Consider the following 7056-nt stretch of genomic DNA (forward strand, 5'->3'; position numbering starts at 1 on the left):
GGCTTGCGCGATGGGCGCTCGCCTTCGATCTGCGGTTCGCGGGACTCACGGCCGGCAGCTGGAGCAGCGGCCGCTGGACGCAAGGTACGCACGCGCTCGGTCTTGCCCATTGGGCGCGACGACTTACGCTGCATCCGGTCGAGCTTGTCTTTGCTCTTGGCGTTCATCTGCGGCATGGCCACCGGCGTAAGGCCGACTTCAGCGCTCAAAATGTCGACTTCGTACTGGCTCATTTCGCGCCAGCGGCCCATCGGCAGATCGGAGTTGAGGAAAACCGGACCAAAACGCACGCGCTTGAGACGGCTCACCACCAGGCCCTGGGATTCCCACAGACGACGGACTTCGCGGTTGCGACCTTCCATCACCACGCAGTGGTACCAGTGGTTGAAACCTTCGCCACCCGGCGCCTGCTTGATGTCGGTGAACTTGGCCGGGCCGTCTTCAAGGACGACGCCTGCCTTCAGACGCTCGATCATCTCGTCATCGACCTCGCCACGCACACGTACCGCGTATTCACGGTCCATCTCGTAGGAAGGATGCATCAGACGGTTGGCCAGCTCACCATCAGTGGTAAACATCAGCAGACCGGTGGTGTTGATGTCCAGACGACCGATGTTGATCCAGCGACCTTCCTTCGGGCGCGGCATCTTGTCGAACACGGTCGGACGGCCTTCCGGGTCGTCACGGGTGCAGATTTCGCCGTCGGGTTTGTTGTACATGATCACGCGGCGGACCGACTCGGCGGCCTCTTCGCGCTTGATCACCTTGCCATCAATGGTGATGGCGTCATGCAGGTCGACGCGCAGACCGAGGGTGGCGTCTTTGCCATTGACCTTGATGCGGCCGTGGCTGATCCAGGCTTCTACATCACGGCGCGAGCCGACGCCGATACGGGCGAGGACTTTCTGCAGTTTTTCGCCTGCGGGGCCGATTTCCTGATCGTCTTTAGAGCCGTCTTTCTGGTCTTTGATACTCATCTGGGCACCTCCCGGTGTGGTCTGTTCAGGCGGCCCTGAATTGAGCGTCCTGAAGCGATGTAAATCTGGGTACTTTTTGCAGAACTTGGGCGAGGGGAACGCCGAAGGGCCGAGAATCATACGCTCATGCAAGCGTTTGCGCATCAGAGACTAGCTGATGGGCGCCAGGTTATTTCTTCCGCCGACCGGTGGCGCCGAGTTTGATCAGGCGCATGGCCGCCTCTGCGAGCACCGTGCGTTTGTCGGACTTGTCGAGCTTCTTCCAGGCTTTGATCTCGCGCTTGCTGCGCCCGCAACCGATGCAGATTTGCTCGTCGGTGAATTTGCAGACGCTGATGCAGGGGTCTTTGGTTGAGCTCATCCAGTTCTCCGGTATGCACATAAAACCTGTGGGAGCGGGCTTGCTCGCGAATGCGGTTGATCAGTCAACGTTTGCATGAGCTGGCCCACCGCTTTCGCGAGCAAGCCCGCTCCCACAGGGATCTCTGTCGTTCTCGATAACCGGGTCAGTCGTCGAATTCGCGGCGTTCGGCTTCGATGGCTTCGGCGAGCGCCCTGGCTTCAGCTTCTTCGTCGCTCAACTCGGGCCGCGGCTCGGGTGCGGACGGCTGGAGCGCGGCGACGGCGGCCAGAAGTTTCTCGCGGGCTTCGGCGACGCCCAACACGTCATCTTCCGGCAGCTCTTGGACTGGGGCGTCTGGCTCGAGCTGAAGTTCAACTTCAATTCCAGGCTCCGGGGCTGGTTCGGTGTCAGGCTGATCCACGATCGCTTCGGTTGAAGTTTCCCCGCCATCACGCAACAAATCGTCAAAGTCCGTCTTGATCCCCTCCTCCATCGTGTCCAGTTCAAGCAACAACGTGTGGAAACTGGTTTCTTCCTTCGGCTCTTCCGGCTCGGCGCTAGCGTCGGCCAATTCCTGCAAACTCGTCGGCACTGGCGCATCGTCGAAGTCCAGAACAGGATCGGGTTCCAACTCGCGCAGATCGGCCAGTGGTGGCAGATCGTCGAGGTTTTTCAGGTTGAAGTGATCGAGAAACACCTTGGTCGTCGCGAACATCGCCGGTTTGCCCGGCACATCGCGGTAACCAACGATGCGAATCCACTCACGCTCCATGAGCGTTTTGACGATGTGGCTATTGACCGCCACACCACGCACGTCTTCGATTTCACCCCGGGTGATCGGCTGGCGATAAGCGATCAGCGCCATGGTTTCGAGCATGGCGCGGGAGTAGCGTTGCGGGCGCTCTTCCCACAAACGCCCTACCCATGGCGAAAACTTTTCGCGGATCTGCAGACGATACCCCGAGGCGACCTCCTTCAGCTCGAAAGCGCGTCCGTCGCAGGACTTGGCCAGCAGCGTCAGGGCTTTCTTGAACACCGGCGGTTCCGGGCGCTCGCCCTCCTCGAACAACTCGAACAGGCGCTCAAGCGATTGCGGTTTTCCCGAGGCCAACAGAAAGGCTTCAAGCAGTGGCGCCAGCTCGCGGGGTTCAGTCAGGTTCATGATTGGGCTCGTTATTCGGCTCGGGCTCGGACGTGTATCGCCGCGAAGGGCTCATTCTGCACGAGCTCGACCAAGGATTCCTTGACCAGTTCGAGAACTGCCATAAAGGTCACGACAACGCCCAGGCGCCCTTCTTCCGCGGTAAACAGCTCGACAAATGGCACGAAACCGCCGCCCTTGAGCCGTTCCAGCACATCGCTCATACGTTCGCGCGTGGACAGCGCCTCACGGCTGACCTGGTGGCTTTCGAACATATCGCCACGTCGCAGGACTTCGGCCATGGACATCAGCAGCTCTTCCAGGCTGACATCCGGCAACAGCTTGCGCGCCCGCGCTTCCGGAGCATCGAGCTTGGGCACCACGACGTCGCGACCGACCCGGCTAAGGCCATCAATGCCCTCGGCGGCGGCCTTGAAGCGTTCGTATTCCTGCAGACGCCGGATCAGCTCGGCACGCGGATCGTCTTCTTCGTCTTCAATGGTCTCGGCGCGCGGCAACAGCATGCGCGATTTGATCTCGGCGAGCATCGCTGCCATCACCAGGTACTCGGCGGCGAGCTCCAGGCGTACTGATTGCATCAGCTCGACGTAGCCCATGTATTGGCGGGTGATTTCCGCCACCGGGATGTCGAGGATGTTGATGTTTTGTTTGCGGATCAGGTACAGCAGCAAATCGAGTGGTCCTTCGAAGGCTTCGAGAAACACTTCGAGCGCGTCCGGTGGAATGTACAGGTCCAGCGGCATTTCCAGCACGGCCTGGCCATAAACCATGGCAAAGGGCAGTTCCTGCTGGGCGCCGGCCTGGCTGTCAACGGGTTCTACTGCAGACATCTAGGCCTCGGCCATGAACGGCGCAGGGTCGCCGCAACCGACGCGGATCACTTCCGGTTCACCGTCGGCGAGGCTGATTACCGTGGACGCCTTGATCCCGCCGTAACCGCCGTCGATGATCAAGTCGACCTGATGCTCGAGCAATTGCCGCATTTCATAAGGGTCGGTCAGCGGATCGGTGTCGCCGGGCATGATCAGCGTCACGCTCATCAACGGTTCGCCAAGTTCGGCAAGCAGTGCCAAGGCAATCGGATGGCTCGGCACGCGCAGGCCGATGGTGCGTTTTTTCGGGTGCAGCAGCAGTCGCGGCACTTCGCGCGTGGCATTGAGAATGAACGTATAGGGCCCCGGCAAGTGCGCCTTGAGAATGCGAAAGGTGCCGGTGTCGATCTTGGCGAAAATCCCCAATTGCGACAGGTCGCTGCAAATCAGTGCGAAGTTGTGTTTGTCATCCAGTTGACGCAAGCGGCGCACGCGCTCCACGGCATTCTTGTCGCCGATCTGGCAACCAATGGCATAGGACGAGTCAGTGGGATAAATCACCACCCCGCCACCGCGGATGATTTCAACAGCCTGTTTGATCAGGCGCGCTTGCGGGTTTTCCGGATGAATCTGGAAAAATTGACTCACGTTCTCTACCTGTTCAGACGGCGGCAATAATTGGGTCATGTTTGAACCGACACCACAGCGGCGGCAGGTCCTCCGGGAGCGGGCGGTATTCGCCGATCTCGGACCAGCCTCCAGGGCCATGAAAATCACTGCCGGCGCTGACCAGCAGACCGAACTCACGGGCGAGAATGGCCAGGCTTCCCACTTGTTCGGCGGGCTGATGACCGTTGACCACCTCGATAGCGTGGCCCCCTGCTTGAATATAGTCGGCAATCAGCCGACGGCGTTTGCTGCGGGTGAAATCGTAATGCCAGGGATGCGCCAGGCTGACCCAGGCTTTCGCCGCACGCAGCGTTTCGACGGTTTCTTCCAGGGTTGGCCAGTGTTGCTTGACGTCGCCGAGCTTGCCGGCGCCCAGCCATTTGCGAAATGCTTCGGCGCGATCCTTGACGAAACCTTCACGAACCATCCAGTCAGCGAAGTGCGGACGGGCTGGCGCGTTGCCACTATCGCCGAGTTCCTGCTGGATCGCCCGGGCGCCTTCGAGGGCACCGGACATACCCTTCAACGCCAGTTTGCGGCTTATTTCCTCGGACCGCAGCCAGCGGCCATCGTGCAGTCGGGCAATGGCCTCGACCAGCGACGGGGCCGTCATGTCGAAGCCGTAACCCAACACATGAATAGTCGCACCGCCCCAAGTGCAAGACAACTCGACACCGTTGACCAGCTGCATCCCCAGCGCCGTCGCTGCGCCACGGGCCTCGTCTAGTCCTTCCAGGGTGTCGTGATCGGTCAAGGCCAGCACTCGCACGCCTTTCTCGAACGCACGCGCAACCAGGACCGCGGGCGCAAGGGCGCCATCGGAGGCTGTGCTATGGCAGTGCAAATCAACATTCACGGGGATGTGTAACCTCAAATCAGCTGGCGCTATCGCGCGCCCATATGTTTGTTATTATGCCGCCACATCCTGCTTCTGGCTGCCACTGTGAAACAATTCATCGATTTCATCCCGCTCCTGCTGTTTTTCATCGTTTTCAAAATTGACCCTCGGGTTGTCGATATTGCTGGCCATCAGGTAAGTGTTGGCGGCATCTACAGCGCAACGGCGATGCTGATTGTCAGTTCGCTGGTCGTTTACGGCGCGCTCTACTTCAAGCAGCGCAAGCTGGAAAAGAGCCAATGGCTGACGCTGATTGCCTGCCTGGTTTTCGGTAGCCTGACCCTGGCGTTCCACAGTGAGACCTTCCTTAAATGGAAAGCACCGGTGGTCAACTGGCTGTTTGCCCTGGCATTCCTGGGCAGTCACTTCATCGGCGACCAGTTGCTGATCAAACGCATCATGGGCCATGCACTGACGTTGCCGGACCCGGTCTGGGCCCGCCTGAACATTGCCTGGATCGCTTTTTTCCTGTTTTGCGGTGCCGCCAACCTGTTCGTCGCGTTCACGTTCCAGGAATACTGGGTCGACTTCAAAGTCTTCGGCAGCCTGGGCCTGACCTTGCTGTTCCTGATCGCACAGGGCATCTACCTGTCGCGTCATATGCACGACGCCGATACTACAACGCCAAAAACCGAGGACTGACATGCTTTACGCAATCATTGCCACAGACGTCGCCAACTCCCTGGAAGCCCGCCTGGCCGCACGGCCGGCTCACCTTGAGCGCCTTCAAGTGCTCAAAGGCGAAGGCCGCATCGTTCTGGCCGGCCCGCACCCGGCGGTCGACAGCAACGATCCTGGCGCGGCGGGTTTCACCGGCAGCCTGATCGTTGCCGAATTCGATTCCCTGAGCGCCGCTCAGGCCTGGGCCGACGCTGATCCGTACATCGCGGCCGGCGTCTACGCCAATGTATCGGTCAAGCCGTTCAAGCAAGTCCTGCCTTAGCGTCATCTGTCGCGATGAACCTTCCCGGTTCATCGCGCGCTCAATCGCTCATCATTCCCGTTTGCCTGCCGACAACCTGCCCAATAATAATTGGAATCAGGAGCTCCGATGCGCAAAGGTCCGTTGTGTCTGATGTGGGTCACGTTGGCAATCGTGGCACCCGCCCACGCTGAGGAAATTGCCGAGGGCAGTCAGTCAACGCCTGTGTCCCTCGGTGCAGAGAGCCAGATCGCCGAATTGCAGCAGCGCTTGAAGCTGAGCGAGCAGCGACGGGAAGAATTGAGCAGGCAATTGCAAGGCACCCATGCCGAACGTGAGAGCGTGCAGTTGAGCCGGTTGCGTCAGGACAATCAGCGCCTGAAGCAGCAGCTCAAGGAAAGCGAGTCCGGCAGCCCGCTGCGGCGCTTTCTGACGGATCAACAGCAATGGTTCGTGGTTGGCGCGGGAGTAGCGCTATTGGCTCTGCTCTGCGGTATCTTCGCCAGCGGTGCGTATAGAAAACGTCGACAATGGCTAAATTGAGTGAGTCATGAGCGAGCTGTTATTAATTGATGATGACCAGGAGCTATGTGAGCTGCTGGTCAGTTGGCTGAGCCAGGAAGGCTTTCAGGTGCGTGCCTGCCACGACGGCCAGAGCGCCCGTCGTGCGCTGGCCGAAACGTCCCCGGCAGCGGTGGTGCTGGACGTGATGCTGCCGGACGGCAGTGGCCTGGAATTGCTCAAGCAATTGCGCAGTGATCACCCGGACCTGCCGGTGCTGATGCTCTCGGCGCGCGGCGAACCGCTTGACCGCATCCTCGGCCTGGAACTGGGCGCCGATGATTACCTGGCCAAACCCTGCGATCCACGGGAACTGACCGCCCGCTTGCGCGCCGTGTTGCGCCGCAGTCATCCGGCGGCCGTCTCCAGCCAGCTCGAGCTGGGCGATTTGTGTTTCAGCCCGATGCGCGGCGTGGTCAGCATCGACGATCAGGAGTTCACCCTCACCGTTTCCGAAAGCCGCCTGTTGGAAGCCTTGCTAAAACAACCGGGCGAACCACTGGACAAGCAGGCACTGGCGCAGATAGCCCTCGGCCGCAAACTGACCCTGTATGACCGCAGCCTGGATATGCACGTCAGCAATCTGCGCAAAAAGATCGGTCCGCACCCCGATGGCCGCCCGCGCATCGTGGCGCTGCGCAGCCGCGGTTATTACTACAGCCGTTGAAAACAACGCGACCTGGTAGCAGCTGCCGAGCCCGCGAGGCTGCGT

10 protein-coding genes are annotated in these 7056 nt (G+C 60.2%); 4 read left to right on the forward strand and 6 right to left on the reverse strand.

Annotation, left to right across the window (positions count from 1 at the left end):
• The 6 genes from rluB to F8N12_RS26905 all read right to left on the reverse strand — a co-directional run.
• A partial coding sequence (gene rluB, locus F8N12_RS26875; RefSeq protein ID WP_150583083.1) for a 23S rRNA pseudouridine(2605) synthase RluB occupies window positions 1-977 on the reverse strand: 977 nt, incomplete at its 3' end.
• 169 nt (window positions 978-1146) lie between these two features.
• Complete coding sequence (locus F8N12_RS26880; protein ID WP_150583084.1) at window positions 1147-1338, reverse strand: DUF1289 domain-containing protein; 192 nt, start codon at window positions 1336-1338, stop codon at window positions 1147-1149.
• A gap of 145 nt (window positions 1339-1483) precedes the next feature.
• A complete protein-coding gene (scpB, locus tag F8N12_RS26890; RefSeq protein ID WP_150583085.1) occupies window positions 1484-2482 on the reverse strand; it encodes an SMC-Scp complex subunit ScpB in 999 nt (332 codons plus the stop codon).
• An 11-nt stretch (window positions 2483-2493) separates the two neighbouring features.
• Window positions 2494-3252 carry a segregation and condensation protein A gene (locus F8N12_RS26895; protein WP_191623229.1) on the reverse strand — a complete coding sequence of 253 codons (759 nt, stop codon included), beginning with the start codon at window positions 3250-3252 and terminating at the stop codon, window positions 2494-2496.
• A 60-nt stretch (window positions 3253-3312) separates the two neighbouring features.
• A complete protein-coding gene (locus F8N12_RS26900; protein ID WP_150583087.1) occupies window positions 3313-3942 on the reverse strand; it encodes an L-threonylcarbamoyladenylate synthase in 630 nt (209 codons plus the stop codon).
• 13 nt (window positions 3943-3955) lie between these two features.
• Window positions 3956-4819, reverse strand: coding sequence for a PHP domain-containing protein (locus F8N12_RS26905; protein WP_150583088.1), 864 nt, complete (start codon window positions 4817-4819; stop codon window positions 3956-3958).
• Window positions 4820-4906: 87 nt separating this feature from the next.
• On the opposite strand from F8N12_RS26905, the gene F8N12_RS26910 reads away from it, so the two are divergent.
• The 4 genes from F8N12_RS26910 to F8N12_RS26925 all read left to right on the forward strand — a co-directional run bounded on the left by F8N12_RS26910 (window position 4907) and on the right by F8N12_RS26925 (window position 7011).
• Window positions 4907-5503 carry a septation protein A gene (locus F8N12_RS26910; protein ID WP_150583089.1) on the forward strand — a complete coding sequence of 199 codons (597 nt, stop codon included), beginning with the start codon at window positions 4907-4909 and terminating at the stop codon, window positions 5501-5503.
• Between the two features lies 1 nt (window position 5504).
• The gene (locus F8N12_RS26915; protein ID WP_008156126.1) at window positions 5505-5804 is read left to right on the forward strand and encodes a YciI family protein; all 300 of its coding nucleotides are present in this window, start codon (window positions 5505-5507) and stop codon (window positions 5802-5804) included.
• 108 nt (window positions 5805-5912) lie between these two features.
• Window positions 5913-6326, forward strand: a complete 414-nt coding sequence (locus F8N12_RS26920; protein WP_150583090.1) for a translation initiation factor 2 — start codon at window positions 5913-5915, stop codon at window positions 6324-6326.
• 7 nt (window positions 6327-6333) lie between these two features.
• Window positions 6334-7011 carry a response regulator transcription factor gene (locus F8N12_RS26925; RefSeq protein ID WP_150583091.1) on the forward strand — a complete coding sequence of 226 codons (678 nt, stop codon included), beginning with the start codon at window positions 6334-6336 and terminating at the stop codon, window positions 7009-7011.
• Window positions 7012-7056 lie beyond the last annotated feature (45 nt).

It is taken from the genome of Pseudomonas fluorescens (genome assembly GCF_902497625.1).
Classification (GTDB): domain Bacteria; phylum Pseudomonadota; class Gammaproteobacteria; order Pseudomonadales; family Pseudomonadaceae; genus Aquipseudomonas; species Aquipseudomonas fluorescens_BQ.

Bases quoted from the DNA above. Each gene is read 5' to 3' on its own strand.
- F8N12_RS26880 (WP_150583084.1), bottom strand. From the start codon at position 1,338: ATGAGCTCAACCAAAGACCCCTGCATCAGCGTCTGCAAATTCACCGAC.
- scpB (WP_150583085.1), bottom strand. From the start codon at position 2,482: ATGAACCTGACTGAACCCCGCGAGCTGGCGCCACTGCTTGAAGCCTTT.
- F8N12_RS26895 (WP_191623229.1), bottom strand. From the start codon at position 3,252: ATGGTTTATGGCCAGGCCGTGCTGGAAATGCCGCTGGACCTGTACATT.
- F8N12_RS26915 (WP_008156126.1), top strand. From the start codon at position 5,505: ATGCTTTACGCAATCATTGCCACAGACGTCGCCAACTCCCTGGAAGCC.
- F8N12_RS26920 (WP_150583090.1), top strand. From the start codon at position 5,913: ATGCGCAAAGGTCCGTTGTGTCTGATGTGGGTCACGTTGGCAATCGTG.
- F8N12_RS26925 (WP_150583091.1), top strand. From the start codon at position 6,334: ATGAGCGAGCTGTTATTAATTGATGATGACCAGGAGCTATGTGAGCTG.